Below are 19,923 nucleotides of genomic sequence, written 5' to 3' on the forward strand. Positions count from 1 at the left end.
TAGCGCGTACCCACCCGGCGACACGGCCCAGGTACGCGGTCGCGCCGGCCGGTCGTCCGGTGGTCAGCCCAGGACACGGGCCACGTACGTACGCCAGCGCTCGGTGAACTGCGCCGCCGAGAGGTGCAGTTCCTCGCGGAGCGCGCGGTCCAGGGCCCCCGGGCCGTTCGGCGCCGTGCCCACCGCCCGGTAGAAGGAGACCAGGCGGCCCTCGCCCCACGTGTCGGCGATCATGCGGCAGGCCAGCCAGCCGCCCTCGTACGCGCGGTTCAGCCGGTCGGCACCCGCGTCGAAGCCGAAGTCCGCCGCGGTCGGCAGCCGGTCCGGCAGCCGGCCCGCGGCCACCGCGCGGGTCAGTTCGGGCGCGGCGGCCCGCGGCGTGCGCTGCGCGGTGCGGTACGCGGTCCAGTCGGCGAACCCCTCGGAGAGCCACAGCGGAGTCTCGGCCGTCGTCGTGGTGCGGGTGGCGACATGGGCCGTCTCGTGGGTGAGGACGATCCGCCGGCCGAGACCGCTCAGCTCCCCGTAGGCGCGCGGGTTCACGATCACCCGGTCCGCCGGGGCCCGGTTCGAGGCGCCCGCCTCGCCCGTGGTGACGGCCGCTATCCCCTCGTACGCGGAGTCGTCCGGGGAGCCCAGCAGTTCGGCCATGCCGCGCACCGAGTCCGGCGCCTCGACCACCACCTCGCGCGACCAGCGCCCAGGCCAGGCGTCGGCGACGGCCGGCACCGCGTCGTCCGCGCGCCGGGCCAGTTCGCGCAGCCTGGCCCCGGTCTGTCCCGTGCCCAGCACCAGGCTGTGGTCGCCGCGCACGACCTGTACCCGGCCCTGGTCCCACAGCTGGCGGGCCGTCCGCTTGCCGTCGGCCGCGCCGTCGGAGTCCGAACTGATCCGCCAGTGGCCGTCGCGCCGGGTGAGGGTGAGGTACTGGACGGCGCCGACCGGCGCGGTGTCGTACCCCGCGAGGCGGTAGCTCAGCCGGGCCTCGACGGCGATCCGCGGGCCGCCGCCGGCCGCCGCGGGGAGCGGGAAGGCGCCGGTCCGTACGACGCGGTAGCGCCAGTCGGCGAGCGGCACGCCGCGCAGGCTCGCGAACATCCGCCGCTGCCGGTCGCGGAATCCGTCGGCGGCCGGGTCGACGGACGCGAGGAAGGCGTCGGCGTCCCGGTCGCGGACGGCGGCCGCGCGGGCGTCCAGCACGCGCTGGACGGCCGCGGGGCCGGTCCGCTCGGTCGCCGGGCCCCCGCAGCCCGTCAGTGCCGTCAGCAGCCCGGCCAGACCGCCCGCCGTCCAGGTCGCCGCCGTGTGCCGCCGGTACGGCCGCCGCTTTTCCGCCACGCGGCAAATCGTATGCGTGAGCGGATGCGGACGGGCAACATCCGGCCGCTGGTCACCGGATCGTGCGCCCGGCGCGCGGCCACGCGCCCGCGCCCGCGGTCAGACCCGGGTCACCCCGGACACCGGCATCATCCCGACCGGGTCGTACCGCACCTGGGCTCCCGGGTGCGGGGCGTGGACGACCTGGCCGTTGCCCACGTACATCCCGACGTGGCTGGCGTCGGAGCGGTAGATGACCAGGTCGCCGGGGCGGGCCTGGGAGAGCGGCACCTGCCGCCCGGCGGACCGCTGCTGCTGCGACGTGCGGGGCAGCGAGACGCCGGCCCTGGCGTACGCCCACTGCATCAGCCCGGAGCAGTCGAAGGAGCGCGGCCCGGACGCGCCCCAGACGTACGGGGCGCCGACCGCGGACCGCGCGGCGGCCACCGCCAGCGAGGAGCGGCCGGAGGCGCCCGCCAGTTCGGTCAGCTCCGGGAGGGAGCCGGGCCGGTCACCGCGCGAGGCACGCGAGTACGCCGCCCGGTCCCGTTCGGGCAGCGCGTCGAGCAGCCGCTTGGCGGCCGCGAGCTTGTGCTCGACCGCGTCCTTGTGGCGGGCGACGGCCCGGCGCGCCTCCTCCAGCCGCGTCAGCCGGCCGGCGGCGGCGCGGCGTTGCCGGTTCAGCACCCGCTCGGCGTCCACCAGCCGGTTGAGCCGACTCGCCTGGGCGGTGCCGAGCCGGCTGAGCGTCTGCGCCTTGTCGAGGTAGTCCGCCGGCCGGGCGGAGAGCATCAGGGCGAGCGAGGGATCCACGCCGCCCGCGCGGTACTGGGCGGCGGCCATGGCGCCGAGCCGGTCGCGCAGCCGGTTCACCCGTTCCTGGGCGCGGGCCGTGCGGTCTTGGAGCACGCCCACCTGCTCGTGCAGTTCGGCGGTGCGCTCCTTGGCGCCGTTGTACTTCTCGGTGGCCCGCTCGGCCTGGGCGTAGAGCGCGTCGACGCGTGCGGTGAGTTCCGCGCGCCCGGCGGCCCGGCCGGTGCCGGGGTCGGCGGTCGCGGGGACCGCGGTCAGCGCGGCGGCGGTGGCCGCCGCTGCGGCCGACATCAGCGTGATCCGTGCCGGGCCCTGCGGACCGGACGGCGAGGAACGGCGGTGGGACGCCACGTGAGGCCGCACTCCCTTCCCGTGCAGCCCCTGCCGCCCGGGGCGGGCGGTCGTTGACCGGCGACTGCGAGGGCAGACAGTAATCGCGGCGGTACACCCCGGCCAAAGACCTCGGAGCCCGCACAAAAAAGCGCCTCGCCGGTGACTCCGCAGGTCACCGGCGAGGCGATAAGTCAGCGGCGGCTGCCGCAATTCCCCCGATCGGGCGGCGCGTCCGGATGCCCTCGGCGTGTCGGGCCCGGCCGCGGTCAGCCGGCGTCAGACGCGGACGCCGTACATGAAGGGCATGTTGTCCATCGGCTCGAAGCGCACCGCGGCACCGGGCTTGGGCGCGTGCAGCACCTGGCCGTTGCCCGCGTACAGGCCGATGTGGTGCAGGTCGTCGTAGAACATGACCAGGTCGCCGGGCTTGAGCTGGCCGCGGCCGATCTGGGTGCCGGCGGTCGCCTGCTCCTGCGAGGTGCGCGGCAGCGACTGTCCCGCCTGCTGGTACGCCCACTGGGTCAGGCCCGAGCAGTCGAACGAGGAGGGGCCGGTGGCGCCCCAGACGTAGGGCGATCCGATCTTCGTCTTTGCGGCGGCGAGGGCCGCGGCGGCCCGCTGCGAGCTGGGGACGGCGGTGCCGAGGTCGACCCGGCTGTTGGCGCGGTTGGCGCGCTCCTCCTTGGCCTCTAGGGCCTCGCGCTCCTTGGCGGTGAGGGTGTTGAGCAGCTCCTGCGCCTTGGCGAGCTTGCCCTGGATCTCGTCCTTCTTGTCGCCCAGCGCCTTGCGGGTGTCGGAGAGGTCCTTGATCTTGCCGGCGGCCTCTTCGCGCTCCTGCGACAGGGTGCGCTGCTTGTCCGCGATGACCTTCAGCTGCGACGCCTGCTTACCGCTCAACTGGTCGAGCGTGGAGGCCTTTTCCAGGTAGGTGTCCGGGTCGCCGGAGAGGAAGAGCTGCACCGAGGGGTCGATGCTGCCGCTGCGGTACTGGCCCGACGCCACGGCCCCGATGCCCTTGCGGAGCGAGTTCAGCTCCTCCTGGCCGCGGGCGACCTTGTCCTGGAGGCGGTCGACCTCCTTCTGCAGCTCCTGCTGGTCCTCCTTGACCCCGTTGTACTTCTCGGTGGCCGCCTCGGCCTCTTCGTAGAGCTTGTCGACCTTGGACTTGACTTCTTCCTTGGTCGGCTTCGGGGCGGCCTGGGCGGACCCGGCCTGGGAGGAGAGAGCGACGGCCGCCGCTGCGGTCGCGGTGAACACGGTGACGCGAGTGCGGCTCGGCTGCTTGGGTCGACGGTGGGACGCCACGGAGGCGAGCTCCTTCTTCCTTCAGCCGCCTACCGGGTTGATGGGGGGACTGGGCTCCCCGGCTCCGCGTGAACGCTGCGGACTCGGCGGTTCCTTCACTGTTCATCCCGGTTGGATGATCAACTGCATGAAGGTTCGAGGCCTGACCTTAGTAACCGAGTTGTGATCGCTTCAAATCTTCACGGGAAAAAACTTGGCCACACGAGCATCCTTTACCAATAGCGCACCGCGCGTAGCTGGGAATTGACGCTCAGGCACCGGCGAAATGCAGCCGGAGTGTTCTATCCCACACGGCGCGCGGGAGGGTCCGCACGCCTTCAGGTACGGGCAAGTCGCTTGAGGAGCAGGGCGGATGCGACGGGACGGGCTCCCGCCTTCGCCACTCCGTCGGCCACTTCGCGGTCGGTGGAGACCACCACGACCGGACGGCCGGGCGGTTCGGCACGTACGAGCTGACGAATCAACTCATCGGCCGTTACGCCCGGTTTGCTGAAAAGAACCCGAACGCCCCGAGGTGGGGCGAGGAGTACCGGCGCGGCAAGCTCCGCGCCGTCGAAGACACACGTCATCTCCGCGCCGGTCTGTGCGGCGAGCACGGCCAGTCCGCCCAGCAGCCGCAGCCGCTGCTTGTCGAGCGGCATCGTCGGATAGCCGGTCTTGGTGACGTTGTAGCCGTCCACCACCAGGTGGGCCTGCGGCAGCGCCAGGAGCTGGTCGAGCAGCGCCGGGTCCGTCTCGGACAGCGCGCGGGTGGCGACGTCCTTCGGTGTCATCCGGCCCGGCTCCACCGCGTCCACGGTGTCGGCGGGGTGGACGTTGGCGGGCGGCAGCGCCAGCTCTCTGCGCAGCCCCTGGGCCGCGTCCAGCACGGTGTCCAGGAGCAGTCGCAGGCGCATGTCCTCCACACTGCGCCCCTCGCGCGCGGCGCGGCGGCCGGCTTCGAGCGCCGCCTCCGCCTCCGCGACCCGGGCCTTCAGCCGCCGCGTCTCACTGTCGGTGGCCGCCTTCTCCGTGGCCGCCGCCGAGCGCAGCGACTCGGTCTCGGCGTCCGCCTTGCGCGCCGCGGCCTGGGCGCGCTTGACGTCGCTGAGCGCGCTGCGCAGCTTGCGCTGGAGTACGTCGTTCTCCTTGCGGGCCGCTTCGAGGTCGCCTCTGGCCTTGTCGGCCTCGGCGCGGGACGCCGCCCGCGCCTCGGCCAGCTCCTCCCGCAGCCGGGCGAGCTCCCGCTCGGTCTCCTCGTCGGCCCGCTGCTCGTCGGCGCGCCGGACCTCCTCGCCCGCCGCGGCGACCAGCTTCGCCCAGCCCGGCGGGCGCAGCACGTACGCCGCCGCCGCGACATCCTGCGGGTCGGCGGCGGCGGGCGGGGTGCCCTGCTGGAGGGCGTCGGCCAGCTCCTGCTGGGTCTCGCGGAGCCGGGCCGCGATCCGTTGCCGGAAGACCGGGTCGCTCTCCAGCGCGGCGGCCATGGCGTTGCCCGCGAACTTCAGCCGCCGGGACGGCGTGAACCGCGCGTACTGGCGCAGCGGCGGCGGAAGTTCGGCGACCGTCAGGCCGCCGAAGGACTCCGCGGTGAGCGCCACGACACGGCGCCGCACGCCCTCGGGCAGGGGCCGGTCGAGCACTTCGTCGGCCGCACCGGCCTCCGGGTCGCGCTCTTCCCCCTCATACCCCGCTGGACGCTCCACCACTGCTGCACCGCTCCGATCTCAGGCGTCCGCGCCGGGCCGGTCCACCAGCTCGATCTGGTCGACCGCGTTGCACCAGCGGCAGCGGACGGACTCGATGCTCTCACTGAGCACCTCGCGCTCCTCGACCTTGGGCTCACCGGCCAGGTCGAGGTGGACGTACTCCACCACCTTGGACCGGCGGGTGACGTCGAAACGCGTGAGGTTGCCGCACAGGGTGCAGCGCCACCGGGTTTCGGCCGTCGGCAGGGGAACAGCCATTGTGTCGTCCTCTTTCGTCAAGCTCGTGCGGTTGTGCGGGTTCACGCGGTGCGCCGTCGAACTGCGGAAGTACGGAAAGTACTGCCCGTAACCCTACGGCCTGGCGGCGGCCCGGCGCCGTCCGTGCCCGGCTGCCGGAACACGGCGAGGCACTCTGTCCCCTTTATGGTCATTACGGCATGATCACTTCATGTCGGCCTCGATCCCGTCCCCGCGGACCGTGTTCTCCCGTATGACCAACGTCCTGATCGGCATCTGCTGCGTGGTCTTCGTCATCGGCCCGGCATCGGGACTCAACGGGATATACGGCACGGGCGAGTCGCTCCTCCAGGCGCAGAGCGCGTACTTCGCCCGCTGGGGCGTCATCCCGCGCGATCTGTGGAGCGGCGACCCGAAGGCGCTGCTCACCCCGCTCACCGCGCTCTTCGTGCACGGCAGCTGGCTGCACCTGCTGGGCAACATGCTCTTCCTCTACGTCTTCGGGGGCATGGCCGAGGCCAGGATGGGCCGGCTGCACTTCCTGGTGTTCTACGTCCTGACCGGCTACGTGGCCCTGCTGGGCTACGCGGCGGCGCACGCCGAGTCGGGCCAGACCCTGGTCGGCGCGTCCGGATCGATCTCCGGCGTGCTCGGCGCCTTCCTCTACCTCTTTCCCCGCGCGCGAGTGACCAGCCTCTTCCCGTTCCTCTTCTTCCTGCCGCTGCGCTTCCCGGCCTGGGCCGTACTGATCTTCTGGTTCGTGCTCCAGTGGCTGGCGGCGCAGCGCGCGGTCAACGGGCCCGGCGTCGCCTATCTGGCCCACGTCGTGGGGTTCCTGCTGGGCCTCGTCCACGCCTGGGTGCGGTACCGCGCACCGGACGCTCCACCGCAGGCCGTGCCGGGGCTCCCCGGTAGGGTGGGGCCCACAGAACGGCCGACCGAGGGAGAGAGCCAACCGTGATCACTTCGATCGTGCTCATCAAGACCAGCGTGGACCAGATCCCGGAGATCGCCGAGAAGATCGCGGCCCTCGACGGCGTCAGCGAGGTCTACTCGGTCACCGGGGCGCACGACCTGATCGCGATGGTCCGGGTGGCCGACCACGACGAGCTGGCCGACGTCATCCCCGGCCGGATCAGCAAGGTCCCCGGCGTCGCCTCCACCGAGACGCACATCGCGTTCCGCACGTACTCCCAGCACGACCTGGAAGCGGCGTTCGCGATCGGGCTGGATGCCTAAAACTCAGCCTGTCCGGCGGTTGAGGACAGGCCCGTAGGCAAACGGCCACCGGCCGGCAGCGGTCCCCCAGCAGGACCACCACCGGCCGGTTCCGACGACGCGGCTCAGCCGCGATCCGGCACGCAACGCCCCTCCTCGGTCCGGTAGGACCACCGCGCGCCGTCGGAGACCAGTTCCTTGACCGCCCGCACGAACCGCTCCACGTGCTCGTCGGGCGTACCCGCCCCGAAGCTCACCCGGATGGCGTTCAGCGACCTCCCCCAGCCTTCGGCCGGGGGGACCCCCACCTCGCTTCGCTCCCCCGGCGCCCCTTCGGGTGCACCGCAGGCCCCCGGGTCCTGCGGGTCGCTGCCCAGCAGGGTGCGCACCAGCGGGTGGGCGCAGAAGAGACCGTCCCGTACGCCGATGCCGTACTCGGCGGACAGCGCGGCCGCGAAGTGCGAGCTGTTCCAGCCCTCGACGACGAAGGACAGCACGCCCACCCGGTCGGCGTCGTCGCCGAAGAGCGAGAGCACCTTCACCTGGGGCACCTCGGCCAGCCCGGTCCGCACCTTCGCGATCAGCTCCCGCTCCCGTGCGACCAGCGCGTCGAAGCCCGCCTCGGTCAGCACCTTGCAGGCGGAGGCGATCGCGTAGACGCCGATCACGTTCGGGGAGCCGGCCTCGTGGCGGGCTGCGGTGGTGTGCCACTCGACCGCCACGCCCCCGTCCTCGCGGCGGGCGACCGTCCGGCTGGCGCCGCCGCCGGCCAGGTAGGGCTCGGCCGCCTGGAGCCAGTCGGCGCGGCCGGCCAGCACACCGGCCCCGAAGGGCGCGTAGAGCTTGTGGCCGGAGAAGGCGACCCAGTCCACGTCCAGGTCGGCGATGTCGACGGGGTGGTGCGGGGCGAGCTGAGCGGCGTCCAGCACGATCCGCGCGCCGTGCGCGTGGGCCGCGGCGGCCAGTTCGCGCACCGGCCACAGCTCGCCGGTCACGTTCGACGCGCCCGTCACGCACACCAGCGCCGGGCCGTAGGGCTCACGGCCGGCCAGCGCCTTCTCCAGCGTGTCGACCGCCTGCTGCGGGGTGCGGGGGGCGTCGAGGTAGGTGACGGTCAGGTCGCCCCGCTGCTCCCAGGGCAGCAGCGAGGCGTGGTGCTCGGTCTCGAAGACGAACACCCGGGTGCCCGCGGGGAGCACGCCCGCCAGCAGGTTGAGCGAGTCGGTGGTGGACCGGGTGAAGACCACCTGGTCCGCCTCGCGGCAGCCGAGGAACTCCGCGACGGTCTGCCGGCTGTTCTCGAAGAGGTCGGTGGAGAGCTGGGAGAGGTACCCGGCGCCGCGGTGGACGCTCCCGTAGTACGGCGCGTACGCGGCCACGTCGTCCCACACCCGCTGGAGCGCCGGGGCGCTGGCCGCGTAGTCCAGCGCGGCGTAGGTGACCTCGCCGCCGGTGACGAGCGGGACGCTCACGTCGCGGCCGAGCACGGGGAGCGGCGCGGCGGCGGCGCAGGCGGGGTCGGCGTCGGCGGTGGTGGCGGCGGTGGCGGTGGCGGTGTCAGGGCGCACGGACATGACGAAGTCTCCCGGAGGCGTAACACCGTACGAGAACGTACGGAGTGAGCGAATGACACGCACGAGGCGTGAAAGGAACCCGCGGGCGCCGCGCACACGGAAAGGAAAAGGGGGCGCCTCTGGCGGGGTGTTCGGAGAAAGGGGCCGGCCGGCCCTATCGCATTCGCTGCATCACGGAAAGGCTCCCTCGATAACCAGGATCCCTGGCGAGGGATCCGCGCTTGCCGCGGGCCTTGCTGCCTGCGGCCTGGTCATCACCCGGGGCACCCCGCCACGGACGGAGGGTTGCCGGACAGCGGGCCGGGGCCTATTCGCTGTCGCTCGTGACCTGCCGAGAATCATGCCACATGATCGCGTCGGCGCAAGAGGTGTCCGTATGACGGACGCCGCGCCCGGCATCCGGGGAGGCTCAGCTCCTCGTGTGCCGGGCGCGGCGCCGCTGTGGCTGGTCGCGCCCACGCGGCGGAGCCGCATACCGACACGTCCCGCGCCCCTGAGGGGGCTACGCCTGGGAGGCGGCCACCCAGCGGGTCAGGACGTTCTGGGCCGTGCCCGAGTCGATGGACTCGGCGGCGCGGGTGATGCCTGCCGCGATCTGGTCGGTCAGGGGTGCGTCCGTCGGCTCCAGCGCGACCAGCGCCGCCGCGGAGTTCAGCAGGACCGCGTCCCGTACGGGGCCCCGCTCGCCGGCCAGGAGGCGCCGCGCGACGTCCGCGTTGTAGGAGGCGTCAGCGCCGCGCAGCGCCTCCACAGGGACCAGTTCGAGGCCGACGTCCCGCGGGTCGAAGGACTCCTCGCGGACCGCGCCGTCACGCACCACCCAGACCCGGGAGGTGGTCGTCGTCGTCAGCTCGTCGAGGCCGTCGTCACCGCGGAAGACCAGCGAGGAGTGGCCGCGCTCGGCGAAGACGCCGGCCACGATGGGCGCCATCCTGGCGTCGGCCACGCCGACCGCCTGGGCGCGCACCTTGGCGGGGTTGGTGAGCGGACCGAGGAAGTTGAAGACCGTCCGGATGCCCAACTGGCCGCGCGCGGCGCCCACGTGCCGCAGCGCCGGGTGGAATTTCACCGCGAAGCAGAAGGTGATGCCCGCCTCCTCGGCGACCTCCACCACCCGCCGCGGGGTCAGGTCCAGGTTCACGCCCAGCTTCTCCAGGACGTCGGAGGCGCCGCTGGCGGAGGACGCGGCGCGGTTGCCGTGCTTGACGACCTTCGCGCCCGTGCCGGCCACCACGATCGAGGACATCGTGGAGATGTTCACGGTCTTGGCGCCGTCGCCGCCGGTGCCGACGATGTCCACGCCGGGCCCCGGTACCTCGATGAGGTTGGCGTGCTCGTACATGGCACGGACCAGTCCGGAGATCTCCGCGACGGTCTCGCCCTTGGCCCGCAGCGCCACCGCGAAGCCGGCGATCTGCGCGTCGCTGGCCTCGCCGCGCATCATCCGGTCCATCGCCCACTCGGTGGAGTCGGCGGAGAGGTCACGGCCTTCCAGGAGGGCGTTCAGCACGCCCGGCCAGGTGCGGGCCGCCACGCTGCCGCCGTCATCCGGGGTCACAACGTTCATGGTCCACACTCCTGGTTCATGTCAACTGCTTCACGGCGAGCCTATCGGGCCTGCAGACACGCCGGAGGGCCCCGTCCAATCGTCGGACAGGGCCCTCTGGGTGGCGTGCTCTGCTACGTGCTCGGGGTCACGGTGCGGGCACCGCTCCCCCGTGGAGATCAGTGGTGGCCGTGGCCGCTGGTGATCTCCTCGTACTCCTCCACCGTCGGCTTCGGAATGACGTTGTCCTCGCCGTAGTAGCTCTTGGAGAGCTTGGCGCGCAGCTTCTGCGAGCGCGGGATCTTGCGCTTGACACCGTTCTCGTCGACCTCGGGGCCGAGCTCGAGCGGCTTGGGCTGCTCGTGCGAGGTGAGGTGGTGCAGCTGCTCCTGGCCGAGCGGCTCGTGCACCTCGATGAACTCACCGTGCGGCAGCCGCTTGATGATGCCGGACTCGCGTCCGTGCAGCACCTTGTCGCGGTCGCGCCGCTGCAGGCCCATGCAGATCCGCTTGGTCGCGATGAAGCCGAGCACCGGCCCGACGAAGAACGCGATCCGGACGAACCAGGTGATCGAGTTGATCGACAGGTGGAAGTGCGTGGCCCACAGGTCGTTACCGCCACCGATCAGCATGACGAAGTACGCGATCAGCCAGGCCACACCGAAGCCGGTGCGGGTCGGGGCGTTGCGCGGGCGGTCCAGCAGGTGGTGCTCACGCTTGTCGCCGGTGACCCAGGACTCGATGAACGGGTAGACCGCGATGGCCGCCAGGACCAGCGGGAAGATGATGATCGGGATCAGCACACCGAAGTTGACGGTGTAGTGACCGGCGATGTCCCACTCCCAGCCGGGCATGACACGGACCAGACCCTCGGCGAAGCCCATGTACCAGTCGGGCTGGGCGCCGGTGGACACCTGGTCCGGGCGGTACGGGCCGATGGCCCACACCGGGTTGATGCTCGCGATCGCGGCGATCACCGAGATCACACCGAAGACCAGGAAGAAGAAGCCTCCGGCCTTGGCCATGTAGACCGGCAGCAGCGGCATGCCGACGACGTTCTTCTCCGTCTTGCCGGCACCCGGGAACTGGGTGTGCTTGTGGTAGAAGACCAGGATCAGGTGCGCCACCAGCAGGCCGAGCATGATGCCCGGCAGCAGCAGCACGTGCACCGAGAAGAACCGCGGAATGATGTCGTGGCCGGGGAACTCCCCGCCGAAGATGAACATCTGCAGGTACGAGCCGACCAGCGGCATCGCCAGGATGACACCCTCGATGAACCGGACACCGGTACCGGACAGCAGGTCGTCCGGGAGCGAGTAGCCGGTGAAGCCGGTGAACATGCCGAGCACCAGCAGCAGGAAGCCGAACAGCCAGTTGACCTCGCGCGGCTTGCGGAAGGCGCCGGTGAAGAACACCCGCATCATGTGAACCATCATGCCGGCGACGAACACCAGCGCGGCCCAGTGGTGGATCTGCCGGATCAGCAGACCGCCGCGGACGTCGAAGCTGATGTCCAGCGTCGACTCGAAGGCCTGGGTCATCCGGATGCCGTGCATGGGCACGTAGGAGCCGTGGTAGACGACCTCGGCCATGCTCGGGTGGAAGAACAGCGTCAGGTAGACGCCGGTCAGGATGATGATGATGAAGCTGTAGAGGCAGATCTCGCCCAGCATGAAGGACCAGTGGTCCGGGAAGATCTTCCGCATGTTGGACTTGGCGAGGCTGTAGATGCCCAGCCGGCCGTCCGCCCAGTCGGCGATCCGCTCGCCCCGCGGCGCCTGGCCGCGACGCGCGTTGGTCGCGCTCGTTTCGTTACTCATCCGCGCTCCCAGAAGCTCGGGCCGACGGGCTCCGCGAAGTCGCTGACGGCTTCGAGGTAGCCGTCCTTCACCGTGATGTGCAGCTGCGGCAGGGCGTGGCCCGCCGGGCCGAAGATCACGCGGCCACCGTCGGAAAGGTCGAAGGTGGACTGGTGGCAGGGGCAGAGCACGTGGTGCGTCTGCTGCTCGTACAGGGAGATCGGGCAACCGACGTGGGTGCAGATCTTCGAGTACGCCACGATGCCCTCGTGCGACCACTCAAGTTCCTGCTTGTCCTTGATGTTCTGCGGCTGGATCCGCACGAGCATCAGGGCGTCCTTGGCAATCTTCTGGTTGAACTCGTGGTCGTCCTCCTCCAGGCCCTCGGGCTTGGCGAAGGTGAGCGAGCCGACCGCGATGTCCTCGGGACGCAGCGGGAGGTTGGTGGACTGGTTGACCAGGCGGATGCCCTTCTTCCAGCCCGTGGTGCGGAGCTTCTTCTCCGGCAGCGGACCGAGGTCGCGCAGCAGCACCACACCGGAGAGCGGCACCAGGGCCAGCGCACCGAACATGGTGTTGCGGATCAGCTTGCGGCGGCCCATGCCGGACTCCGCGGCGCCTTCCCGGAAGTCGGCCATGACCTTGGCCTTGACCTCGGGCTCGGCCTCGATCGGGTGCCGCTCCTGGGCGACCTCCACGTCGGACATCAGCGTGCGGGCCCAGTGGACCGCGCCGGCGCCGATGCAGAACAGCGCCACGCCGAGCGTCAGGCCCAGCGCGAAGTTCAGCGCGCTGATGTGGCCGAGCGGCCAGACGTAGATGATCTTGTCGATCGGGAAGATCACGTACGAGGCGATGAAGCCGATCGTCGCGAGCATGGACACCACGAAGAGCAGTGCCACGGCACGCTCGGAGCGCTTGGCCGCCCGCTCGTCGATGTCCTGGATGCGGTGCTCGTGGGGGGGCAGGCCCGGGTCGGCGAAGGGGTTGCTCTTCGTCGCCACGTCACCGTGAGCACCGTCGCGCTCACTGGGCAGGTTTTCTTCTGGCACGTCTGCGTGTCGTCCAGTCTCACTCATGACTTCTTGGCCTTCGCTGTCCGGGCTGCGACCCAGATGGCGACCGCGACCAGCGCGCCCAGGCCGAAGATGTAACCGAAGAGGCCCTCGCTGACCGGGCCGAGACCACCGAGGTCCATGCCGCCGGGGCTCGCGGTCTTGTCGCCGTTGACCTCACCGAGGTACGCGACGATGTCCTTCTTGTTGGCCTTGGAGAGGCTGCCGTCGCCGAACGAAGGCATGTTCTGCGGGCCGGTCTCCATGGCCTCGTAGATGTGCTTCGGGTCGACCCCGTCCAGCGCCGGTGCGAACTTGCCGTTGGTCAGGGCGCCGCCCTTACCGGTGAAGTTGTGGCACTGGGCACAGTTCGTACGGAAGAGCTCACCGCCCTTGCCGATGTCGGCGCCGTCGGCGCTGTAGTCCTTCTTTTCCGGCACGGACGGACCGGCGCCGAGCGACGCGACGTACGCCGCCAGCTGGTCGATCTCGGCCTGGCTGTAGATGTTCTTCTTCCGCGGTACCTGGGCGCCCGGCTGCTGCGCCGGCATGCGGCCGGTGCCGACCTGGAAGTCGACGGCGGCAGCGCCCACGCCGACCAGGCTCGGGCCGTCGGAGGTGCCCTGACCGCCGGTGCCGTGGCAGCTGGCGCAGCCGACGGCGAAGAGCTTCTTGCCCTCCTTGATGGCAAGAGACTGGGCGGTGTCATCGGCCTGAGCCTTGTCCGCCGGCGCGAACGCGGCGTACAGCCCCCCAGTGACCGCCAGCGCGAAGAGTAGGACGACGAGCGCCGCCAGCGGATGGCGCCGTCGTGCGGAGAGCTTTTTCACGGATTACCCCGGTGTCAGGATCTTCTGCGTCGATGCTTCTGGACTGTGTCTGTCTGAACTGCGGGTCCGGTCGGGGACCGGACTGCCTACTTGATCAGGTAGATCGTGGCGAAGAGGCCGATCCAGACGACATCGACGAAGTGCCAGTAGTAGGACACGACGATGGCCGCGGTGGCCTGTTCGTGGGTGAACCTCTTGGCCGCGTACGTCCTGCCCAGGACCAGCAGGAAGGCGATCAGACCGCCTGTCACGTGCAGTCCGTGGAAGCCGGTGGTCAGGTAGAACACCGAGCCGTACGGGCCGGACGAGAGCGAGAGCCCCTCGTGCTTGACCAGCTCCGTGTACTCGTAGACCTGACCGCCGATGAAGATCGCACCCATGACGAAGGTGATCACGAACCAGGCCCGGAGCTTCTTGACGTCGCCACGCTCGGCCGCAAAAACACCGAGCTGGCACGTCAGAGAGCTGAGCACCAGGATCGTGGTGTTCGTCGCGGAGAACGGAAGATTCAGCGCATCGGCGGATTCCTTCCAATACTCGGCTCCGGTCACCGATCGGAGGGTGAAGTACATCGCGAAGAGGGCCGCGAAGAACATCAGCTCGGAACTCAGCCAGATGATGGTTCCGACGCTGGTGAGGTTCGGCCGATTGACCGACGGGTGCGCGTGCCCGGTTTCTACTGCTGTTGCTGTCGCCACGACCGACATTATGTCGGTCGCTTATCTTGCGCTCACTCCGGGGGGTGCCGTTCGGTGTGTCAAGGGGGTGTGCCCTGCCCGTACGGTCCAGTGGAGGGGTCCCCCGAAGGGGGGAAGCACACCTTCCGCACCCCCCTGACGCCCCCGCTCCGACCAGTCCTGACGGGTCGTCGGGCGGATCTTCGTCCGGTACGGACCCTCCTCCACGGGGCCTTCCGGGCAGTAGCATCCGCTGAACGGGACCGGCCCCCGAGGTGCTCCCGTGAACGGTGCTCCCCCAAAAGCGTGGAGGAACGATGCAGGCGACTGCCACGGTGCTGGTCTACAGCGACGACTCGGGCACCCGCGAGCAGGTACGCCTCGCGGCCGGCCGGCGCCCCGCCGCCGATGTGCCGCAGGTGGAGATTGTGGAGTGCGCGACACTCCCGGCCGTCCTCGCGGCCCTGGAACAGGGCGGCATCGACGCCTGTGTCCTGGACGGCGAGACCGCGCCGGCCGGCGGCATGGGCGTGTGCCGGCAGATCAAGGACGAGATCTTCCACTGCCCGCCGGTGCTGCTGCTGATCGGCCGTCCCCAGGACTCCTGGCTGGCGACCTGGAGCCGGGCCGACGCCGCGGTGACCCATCCGATCGACCCGGTGGCGTTCGCCGACGCGCTGGCGGGGCTGCTGCGCCGCCGGCTGCTCGCGGAGGCCTGAGCAACACCGGCCGCACGACGTACGGCGCCCCGTCCGGGCGGAGCAGCCCGGACGGGGCGCTGTGTGCCGTTCTGCGGGCTTCTCAGACCCGCGGGCGCAGTCTGGCGGCGTCGGCGGGGCCCGAGGCCTTCTCGCCGCTGTCCGCGCCGCTCATACCGCCGCCGAGGGCGCTGCCGGCACGCCACTTGTCCCAGGACATGTTCCAGTCGCCGAACCCGTTGTCGAACGGGGTCATGGCGTCGCCCTTGCTGTGGACCACCTCGACGAGGTCGCCGACCCGTACGTGCTCGAAGAACCAGCGGGCGTCGGCGGTGGACATGCCGGTGCAGCCGTGGCTGACGTTGGCCGCGCCCTGCGACCCCACGGACCAGGGGGCCGCGTGCACGTATTCGCCGCTCCACGTCACGCGGGTGGCCCAGTGGACCGGCAGGTTGTAGGACTCCGAACTGCCGCGCGCGATGCCCACGGTGTTGCTGTTCATCCGGACGAAGGCCTCCTTGCCCAGCACGACCTTGATGCCGTTGCGGGTGTCGAAGCCGGGCTTGCCGGTGGTGACGGGCAGGGTCTTGATCACCTTGCCGTTGCGCCGGACCGTCATCCGGTGGGCCGCGGCGTCCGTGCGCGCCTCGACCCGGTCGCCCGTACGGATCCTCACGGGCTTGCCCGGCCCGCCGTACAGCCCCTTGGCGATCTTCAGGCCCTGGAGGTTGCTGTACGCCTCGACGGTGGCGTGCGCGGGCCAGTACGAACGCGGGCGGTAGTGCAGGGTCTTGTCGTCCGCCCAGTGCCAGGAACCCAGCACGCGCGGGCTGCTGTCGACCTTCAGGGCGCCTTCCACGAGCGCCCTGGCGCGCTTGCCGTGCACCGGCCGGCTGAGTTCGGCGGTGAGCGGCTGGCCGACGCCGTACGTGCCGCTGTCGGGCCCGAAGGTCACTCGCAGCCGCCGGTCGCCGTTGCCCTCGGTCTCCGTGTGCAGGACCTTGCGGCCCGGCTTGCCGTCGCTGTCCTCGGTGCTCACCCGCACGGTGTAGCGGGTGCCGGCGGCGAGCGGCACGGTGCTGCGCCAGCGGGTGCCGTCGGCGGTCAGGCGGCCGCGGATGTAGCGGCCGGCGGCGTCCGTGGCGGTGACATCGGTGATCCTCGCCTCGTCGCCCTTGGTGGTCACTTCCAGCGGCTTGTCCGGATCGGCCTTCTGCTCGCCCGCCGGGGCGTTGGCCGCGATCTGGCCGGCCGCATCGTAGGGCTGGGCGGCGAGCGGATCCGGCGACGCCCCGCCGCACCCGGTGACCCCCGCCGCGAGCGGCAGCAGCAGGAGCGCTGAGCTGAGCACCGTCCGGGATCGTGGCATGTGGCTCATAGCAACAAAATAGGAAAAACCTCCCCCGTACGGCGCGTTGGAGGAGGCCAAATGGGTCGGGCCCGGCCACTCCGTGGAGTGGCCGGGCCCGGCCCGTCGGTGCGGATCCGCGCTTACTGCGTGCGGTTCTCGCCCCGGTAGTACTCGAACACCCAGCCGAACAGGCCGACGAGGATGATCGGAGCGGAGAAGTACAGCAGCCACCAGCCGAAGACGACGCCCAGGAAGGCGAACGCTCCGCCGATGCCCAGCGAGAGCGGCTGCCAGCTGTGCGGGCTGAAGAAACCCACCTCGCCGGCGTCGTCCGCGACGTCCGCGTCCTTGCGGTCCTGCGCACCCGCGTCCACTCGCCGGGCCGTGAAGGCCAGGTAGTAGCCGATCATGATGCAGAGACCGAACGCCAGGAACAGCGCGGTGGTGCCCGCCGGCTCCTTCGACCAGACGCCGTAGACGATCGCCATGGCGAGGACGAAGACGGAGAGCCAGATGAACATCTTGCCCTGGATCTTCACTTGCCGGCCTCCTTCTTGCCGCCCATGAGCGCGGAGTCCTTCTGCTCGTCATTCTCGAGCGCGTCGAGAGCGGCGATCTCAGGGTGGTGCAGGTCGAACGCCGGGGATTCCGAGCGGATGCGCGGCAGCGTGAGGAAGTTGTGCCGCGGCGGCGGGCAGGAGGTCGCCCACTCCAGCGAGCGGCCGTAGCCCCACGGGTCGTCGACCTCGATCTTCTTGCCGTACTTGGCCGTCTTCCAGACGTTGTACATGAAGGGCAGGATCGACAGGCCCAGCAGGAAGGAGCTGATCGTCGAGATCGTGTTCAGGGCGGTGAAGCCGTCGGCCGCCAGGTAGTCGGCGTAACGACGCGGCATGCCCTCGGCGCCCAGCCAGTGCTGGACCAGGAAGGTGCCGTGGAAGCCGATGAACAGCGTCCAGAACGTGATCTTGCCGAGCCGCTCGTCCAGCATCTTGCCGGTGAACTTCGGCCACCAGAAGTGGAAGCCGGCGAACATCGCGAAGACGACCGTACCGAAGACGACGTAGTGGAAGTGCGCCACGACGAAGTACGAGTCGGAGATGTGGAAGTCCAGCGGCGGCGAGGCCAGGATGACGCCGGTCAGACCACCGAAGGTGAAGGTGATCAGGAAGCCGACCGCCCAGAGCATCGGTGTCTCGAAGGACAGCGAGCCCTTCCACATCGTGCCGATCCAGTTGAAGAACTTCACACCGGTCGGAACCGCGATGAGGAACGTCATGAAGGAGAAGAACGGCAGGAGTACTCCGCCGGTGACGTACATGTGGTGCGCCCACACGGTCACCGAAAGGCCCGCGATCGAAATCGTCGCCGCGATCAGACCGATGTAACCGAACATCGGCTTCCGCGAGAAGACCGGAATGACCTCGGAAATGATGCCGAAGAACGGCAGCGCGATGATGTACACCTCTGGGTGTCCGAAGAACCAGAAGAGGTGCTGCCAGAGCAATGCGCCGCCATTGGCCGCATCGAATACATGCGCCCCGAACTTACGGTCCGCCTCCAGGGCGAACAGCGCGGCGGCCAGCACCGGGAAGGCCAGCAGGACCAGCACACCGGTCAGCAGGACGTTCCAGGTGAAGATCGGCATCCGGAACATCGTCATGCCGGGGGCACGCATGCAGATGATCGTGGTGATGAAGTTGACCGAGCCGAGGATGGTGCCGAAGCCGGAGAAGGCCAGACCCATGATCCACATGTCGGCGCCGACACCCGGCGAGCGGACCGCGTCCGACAGCGGGGAGTAGGCGAACCAGCCGAAGTCGGCCGCACCCTGCGGGGTGAGGAAGCCGGCCACCGCGATCAGCGAGCCGAAGAGGTACAGCCAGTACGCGAACATGTTCAGCCGCGGGAACGCCACGTCGGGCGCGCCGATCTGCAGCGGCATGATCCAGTTGGCGAATCCTGCGAACAGCGGCGTCGCGAACATCAGCAGCATGATCGTGCCGTGCATCGTGAACGCCTGGTTGAACTGCTCGTTCGACATGATCTGCGTGCCGGGACGAGCCAGTTCGGCGCGCATGAAGAGCGCCATCAGGCCGCCGATGCAGAAGAAGGCGAACGACGTCACCAGATAGAGCGTGCCGATCGTCTTGTGGTCGGTGGTCGTCAGCCACTTCACCACGACGTTGCCGGGTTGCTTCCTGCGTACGGGTGGTGCTGCCGAGGCCGATGCGGCGGCGGCACCCTGAGGTTCGTTGAGGATGCTCACTTGTTCTTCGTCTCCGCGTTCCTGGCGTGGTCGGTCTGCTCGATACCGGCCGGCAGGTAACCGTTCTGGCCCTTCTTCGCCAGGTCCTTCAGGTGCTCCTGGTACCGCTCGGGAGACACGACCTTGACGTTGAAGAGCATCCGGGAGTGGTCAACGCCGCAGAGCTCGGCGCACTTGCCCATGAAGGTGCCCTCCTTGTTCGGAGTCACCTCGAAGACATTGGTGTGACCCGGGATGACGTCCTGCTTCATCAGGAACGGCACCACCCAGAAGGAGTGGATGACATCACGCGAGGTCAGGATGAACTGGACGGTCTCACCCTTCGGCAGCCACAGCGTGGGGCCGGGGTTGCCGTTCTGCGGGTTCCGCTCGCCCGGCGTGCCCTGGTCGTAGACGCCCTCGGCACCCTGGGGCGCCGACTTCTTCCACTTGTCCGGGATCGCGGAGAGTTCCTTGGAGTCGATGTTCGTGGTCGACTTGTCGCCGTCCACGTTCTCCATGTAGTTGAACGCCCAGCTCCACTGGAAGCCCACCACGTTCACGACGTGGTCCGGCTTCTTGGAAGTCTTGAGGAGTTCGTTCTCATCGCGCGCGGTGAAGTAGAAGAGCACCGCGATGATGATGAACGGGACGATGGTGTACAACGCCTCGATCGGCATGTTGTACCGGGTCTGTGCAGGGACCTCCACCTTGGTCCGGCTGCGGCGGTGGAAGATCCAGCTCCAGATGATCAGGCCCCACACCAGCACGCCCGTTGCGAGGGCGGCGGCCCAGGAGCCCTGCCAAAGGGAGAGGATCCGCGGCGCCTCGTCGGTGACGGGCGTTGGCATGCCGAGGCGGGGGAAGTCCTTGTATGTGCAACCGGTCGCGGTCAGCAGGACCAGGCCCGCAGCCAGCACCTGCGGCAGCTTCCGCCGCATCGGGCGCCGCGACGAGCGGTCGGAGCCGTTGGGACTCACGTAGCGCCTTCCCGAGAGTCTCGCCCGCGGACCGGCTGCGGCCGTCTCAGCTGGTCGGTCGCCGGCCCTGTCACGGGCAGGGGTTTGGATGTTTATGCGGACCAAACCCTACTGGACGCTATTTGGCGTCGCGCGGGGAGGGTGCCCAACGCGGCGCGTCACCCCCCGAAGGGGTGGCCCGGCCCCCTCACTGGCCCCCCGGAACAACCGGATTCCCCGCTTCTGCCCGGCATCTGACGCCGCGCCGCCGGTCC

At 70.0% G+C, this 19,923-nt stretch carries 18 protein-coding genes and 1 riboswitch; of the genes, 3 read left to right on the forward strand and 15 right to left on the reverse strand.

The genetic code is table 11. The features are described from left to right. Positions 1–63: 63 nt before the first annotated feature. From ACIGQF_RS11455 to ACIGQF_RS11475, 5 genes are all read right to left on the reverse strand, one after another. The gene (locus ACIGQF_RS11455) at positions 64–1,338 is read right to left on the reverse strand and encodes a hypothetical protein (RefSeq protein WP_399708180.1); all 1,275 of its coding nucleotides are present in this window, start codon (positions 1,336–1,338) and stop codon (positions 64–66) included. Between the two features lie 99 nt (positions 1,339–1,437). Continuing rightward, positions 1,438–2,481: an NlpC/P60 family protein gene (locus ACIGQF_RS11460; protein WP_399708182.1), complete on the reverse strand. Its 1,044-nt coding sequence runs from the start codon at positions 2,479–2,481 to the stop codon at positions 1,438–1,440. Between the two features lie 258 nt (positions 2,482–2,739). After that, positions 2,740–3,768 (reverse strand): NlpC/P60 family protein, encoded by a 1,029-nt coding sequence (locus ACIGQF_RS11465; RefSeq protein ID WP_399708183.1) that lies wholly within the window; start codon positions 3,766–3,768, stop codon positions 2,740–2,742. 317 nt (positions 3,769–4,085) lie between these two features. After that, the gene (locus ACIGQF_RS11470; RefSeq protein WP_399708626.1) at positions 4,086–5,453 is read right to left on the reverse strand and encodes an NYN domain-containing protein; all 1,368 of its coding nucleotides are present in this window, start codon (positions 5,451–5,453) and stop codon (positions 4,086–4,088) included. Between the two features lie 21 nt (positions 5,454–5,474). Continuing rightward, entirely contained in the window at positions 5,475–5,714 is a 240-nt protein-coding gene (locus ACIGQF_RS11475; protein WP_030616609.1) for a hypothetical protein, read from the reverse strand. Positions 5,715–5,904: 190 nt separating this feature from the next. On the opposite strand from ACIGQF_RS11475, the gene ACIGQF_RS11480 reads away from it, so the two are divergent. After that, the gene (locus ACIGQF_RS11480) at positions 5,905–6,654 is read left to right on the forward strand and encodes a rhomboid family intramembrane serine protease (protein WP_399708186.1); all 750 of its coding nucleotides are present in this window, start codon (positions 5,905–5,907) and stop codon (positions 6,652–6,654) included. After that, entirely contained in the window at positions 6,651–6,932 is a 282-nt protein-coding gene (locus ACIGQF_RS11485) for an Lrp/AsnC family transcriptional regulator (protein WP_052865790.1), read from the forward strand. The genes ACIGQF_RS11480 and ACIGQF_RS11485 overlap by 4 nt, the downstream gene beginning before the upstream one ends. A gap of 104 nt (positions 6,933–7,036) precedes the next feature. Here ACIGQF_RS11485 and ACIGQF_RS11490 read toward each other — a convergent pair whose 3' ends face one another. The 6 genes from ACIGQF_RS11490 to ACIGQF_RS11515 form a co-directional block, all read right to left on the reverse strand. Beyond that, positions 7,037–8,485: an aminotransferase class V-fold PLP-dependent enzyme gene (locus ACIGQF_RS11490; protein ID WP_399708188.1), complete on the reverse strand. Its 1,449-nt coding sequence runs from the start codon at positions 8,483–8,485 to the stop codon at positions 7,037–7,039. 212 nt (positions 8,486–8,697) lie between these two features. Then, positions 8,698–8,814, reverse strand: a riboswitch (SAM riboswitch). 173 nt (positions 8,815–8,987) lie between these two features. Further along, positions 8,988–10,052, reverse strand: a complete 1,065-nt coding sequence (trpD, locus tag ACIGQF_RS11495) for an anthranilate phosphoribosyltransferase (protein ID WP_399708190.1) — start codon at positions 10,050–10,052, stop codon at positions 8,988–8,990. Between the two features lie 158 nt (positions 10,053–10,210). Next, positions 10,211–11,851 (reverse strand): cytochrome bc complex cytochrome b subunit, encoded by a 1,641-nt coding sequence (locus ACIGQF_RS11500; protein WP_399708192.1) that lies wholly within the window; start codon positions 11,849–11,851, stop codon positions 10,211–10,213. Further along, positions 11,848–12,909: a Rieske 2Fe-2S domain-containing protein gene (locus ACIGQF_RS11505; RefSeq protein WP_361560825.1), complete on the reverse strand. Its 1,062-nt coding sequence runs from the start codon at positions 12,907–12,909 to the stop codon at positions 11,848–11,850. The genes ACIGQF_RS11500 and ACIGQF_RS11505 overlap by 4 nt, the downstream gene beginning before the upstream one ends. Beyond that, positions 12,906–13,715: a c-type cytochrome gene (locus ACIGQF_RS11510; protein ID WP_399708194.1), complete on the reverse strand. Its 810-nt coding sequence runs from the start codon at positions 13,713–13,715 to the stop codon at positions 12,906–12,908. Before ACIGQF_RS11510 ends, ACIGQF_RS11505 begins: the two co-directional genes overlap by 4 nt. Before the next feature lie 86 nt (positions 13,716–13,801). Next, a complete protein-coding gene (locus ACIGQF_RS11515) occupies positions 13,802–14,422 on the reverse strand; it encodes a heme-copper oxidase subunit III (protein WP_361560829.1) in 621 nt (206 codons plus the stop codon). Between the two features lie 287 nt (positions 14,423–14,709). Here ACIGQF_RS11515 and ACIGQF_RS11520 point away from each other — a divergent pair, with 287 nt between their 5' ends. Continuing rightward, a complete protein-coding gene (locus ACIGQF_RS11520) occupies positions 14,710–15,111 on the forward strand; it encodes a hypothetical protein (protein WP_361560831.1) in 402 nt (133 codons plus the stop codon). A gap of 82 nt (positions 15,112–15,193) precedes the next feature. Here ACIGQF_RS11520 and ACIGQF_RS11525 read toward each other — a convergent pair whose 3' ends face one another. From ACIGQF_RS11525 to coxB, 4 genes are all read right to left on the reverse strand, one after another. Continuing rightward, positions 15,194–16,468 carry an Ig-like domain-containing protein gene (locus ACIGQF_RS11525; RefSeq protein ID WP_399708197.1) on the reverse strand — a complete coding sequence of 425 codons (1,275 nt, stop codon included), beginning with the start codon at positions 16,466–16,468 and terminating at the stop codon, positions 15,194–15,196. A gap of 113 nt (positions 16,469–16,581) precedes the next feature. Beyond that, entirely contained in the window at positions 16,582–16,980 is a 399-nt protein-coding gene (locus tag ACIGQF_RS11530) for a cytochrome c oxidase subunit 4 (RefSeq protein ID WP_030616574.1), read from the reverse strand. Continuing rightward, complete coding sequence (ctaD, locus tag ACIGQF_RS11535) at positions 16,977–18,710, reverse strand: cytochrome c oxidase subunit I (protein WP_399708199.1); 1,734 nt, start codon at positions 18,708–18,710, stop codon at positions 16,977–16,979. The genes ACIGQF_RS11530 and ctaD overlap by 4 nt, the downstream gene beginning before the upstream one ends. Continuing rightward, positions 18,707–19,669, reverse strand: a complete 963-nt coding sequence (coxB, locus tag ACIGQF_RS11540; protein WP_399708201.1) for a cytochrome c oxidase subunit II — start codon at positions 19,667–19,669, stop codon at positions 18,707–18,709. The genes ctaD and coxB overlap by 4 nt, the downstream gene beginning before the upstream one ends. Positions 19,670–19,923 lie beyond the last annotated feature (254 nt).

It is taken from the genome of Streptomyces sp. NPDC053560, from assembly GCF_044544605.1.
Taxonomy (GTDB): Bacteria; Actinomycetota; Actinomycetes; order Streptomycetales; family Streptomycetaceae; genus Streptomyces.

Bases quoted from the DNA above. Each gene is read 5' to 3' on its own strand.
- ACIGQF_RS11475 (WP_030616609.1), bottom strand. From the start codon at position 5,714: ATGGCTGTTCCCCTGCCGACGGCCGAAACCCGGTGGCGCTGCACCCTG.
- ACIGQF_RS11480 (WP_399708186.1), top strand. From the start codon at position 5,905: ATGTCGGCCTCGATCCCGTCCCCGCGGACCGTGTTCTCCCGTATGACC.
- ACIGQF_RS11490 (WP_399708188.1), bottom strand. From the start codon at position 8,485: ATGTCCGTGCGCCCTGACACCGCCACCGCCACCGCCGCCACCACCGCC.
- trpD (WP_399708190.1), bottom strand. From the start codon at position 10,052: ATGAACGTTGTGACCCCGGATGACGGCGGCAGCGTGGCGGCCCGCACC.
- ACIGQF_RS11500 (WP_399708192.1), bottom strand. From the start codon at position 11,851: ATGAGTAACGAAACGAGCGCGACCAACGCGCGTCGCGGCCAGGCGCCG.
- ACIGQF_RS11505 (WP_361560825.1), bottom strand. From the start codon at position 12,909: ATGAGTGAGACTGGACGACACGCAGACGTGCCAGAAGAAAACCTGCCC.
- ACIGQF_RS11515 (WP_361560829.1), bottom strand. From the start codon at position 14,422: ATGTCGGTCGTGGCGACAGCAACAGCAGTAGAAACCGGGCACGCGCAC.
- ACIGQF_RS11520 (WP_361560831.1), top strand. From the start codon at position 14,710: ATGCAGGCGACTGCCACGGTGCTGGTCTACAGCGACGACTCGGGCACC.
- ACIGQF_RS11525 (WP_399708197.1), bottom strand. From the start codon at position 16,468: ATGAGCCACATGCCACGATCCCGGACGGTGCTCAGCTCAGCGCTCCTG.